Below are 1486 nucleotides of genomic sequence, written 5' to 3'. Positions count from 1 at the left end.
GAACCTCGATCGTCCATGAGTATTCTTCGGATTGCTGATGTGGGCACTGTGCTTGGGTGAGTGGTGAAGTTACCGGTCAGCCGTGGACGTCAGGAGTACGCGCCGATTCGTGGTGGTGATCTCACCGGTCCAGGGACAGTGCTGGGCGAGGCGGAAAGTTCTGCGTCGGCCGGTACTGACGAGTCGGGTGGCCGCGGAGCAGCCGGAACCGCAGGCGGTGGGGTTTCCCGGAGTTGGGCGGTGCCTGTGAGGTCGAGCACGGGCAGCCCGGCCAGCAGGCCACGGGCGTTCTGACCGCCCGCTGGACAGCCCGCTTTGTGAAGGCGCGAAGCTAGAGAATGCGGTGGGCGGCGCGCTCGGCGGCGGGGCGGTCGGTGGAGCGGGGTACTACCGCGACACCATTCCCGTCGCGGCCGACTGGGACACATCACGTTACGGTCGGCGTGGCGAGAACCCTGACTTCGCCATCGAAGTACCTGCCGGTGGTGTCGGCGCCGCGCTGGCCGGCGCAGGTGGGGAATTGGCCGCGGAGGAAGAAAAAAAGCGCCCCACCGGCGAAGATGAACCGAAGACGGCCTTCGGCCGCAAGCAGAGGACTCTTGAGGAAGATTTCGGTTGATGACGAGGTTCGGCTCCCTCACGCGCTGCCTTGCTCTGCTGGGCCTTGGCATGGCGGGGACCATTTGCGCCGCTCTGATCCAGCCCGCTGTTCGTCCGCCCCGATGGGACCTGGTCGTGGGCCTCGGGGTGGCGGTCGTGGCCGCGGCCGGTGGTGCTGTTCTGCTGCGACGGGGCCCCGTCGGTGCCCCGGACTCGGGTGGGCGGTACTGGTGGACCGAGCAGCGCAACGCCTGGGTGAACTTCGCGACTTGGGCGTGGATGATCCCTGTCTTCACGGTCGCCTACGCGGCGATGGCTCCGACGAAAGACGCGTGGGAGCTCGTGGACGCCGGGTCCGCGCTGCGTACAGTCCGAATTGAGAAGGTCCTTGAGACGAAGTACGTCAGCGGTCAACGCGCCAATGGCCACTACGACTCCGTCGTCAGGGTGCTCGTTCCGTTCGACGAGGGCGCCCAGGTCCATCAGTCGAGCCTGACCTCGAAGAGGGAACCGCGGGCGGGGGAGGAGACTTATGTTCTCTTCGCGCCGTCCTCTCCTGAGCTTGGTTTCTTCCTCGGAAGTCGACAGTCACTTGAGGAGATGACCGGCGGACGTGCCGACTTCTGGACGATAGCCCTGGTTCTGATCTCCCTGTTCGCCGTCTCCTTCCTGGCGCTGTTCGGCCGATGGAGGTCCGATCCCGTGCTCGGACTTCATCGTGTACGAGAGCAAGGCCGGCTCCACGTGCTGCCCGTCAGCGTCACAGGGGTCGATGTCGGGAGGGACGAACGTCCGAAGACTTCCTCGGGGGCCGGACAACTGAAACCACGTGTTCGGTTGGCCAACACCGAGTTGGGCGAGTTGTACCTGTTCCTGGATCAGATCG

The 1486-nt window shown here is 65.3% G+C and carries 2 protein-coding genes; both read left to right on the top strand.

The window, feature by feature from the left end:
* The first annotated feature begins 343 nt into the window (after positions 1–343).
* Positions 344–619 (top strand): hypothetical protein, encoded by a 276-nt coding sequence (locus tag SZN_RS41175; RefSeq protein ID WP_139063694.1) that lies wholly within the window; start codon positions 344–346, stop codon positions 617–619.
* 236 nt (positions 620–855) lie between these two features.
* Positions 856–1486, top strand: a 631-nt coding sequence (locus SZN_RS37065) for a hypothetical protein (RefSeq protein ID WP_208865899.1), incomplete at its 3' end; no start/stop codon positions are given.

This window comes from Streptomyces zinciresistens K42 (assembly GCF_000225525.1).
GTDB classification, from domain to species: Bacteria; Actinomycetota; Actinomycetes; order Streptomycetales; family Streptomycetaceae; genus Streptomyces; species Streptomyces zinciresistens.
This window is presented reverse-complemented; position numbering and strand designations above follow the sequence as displayed.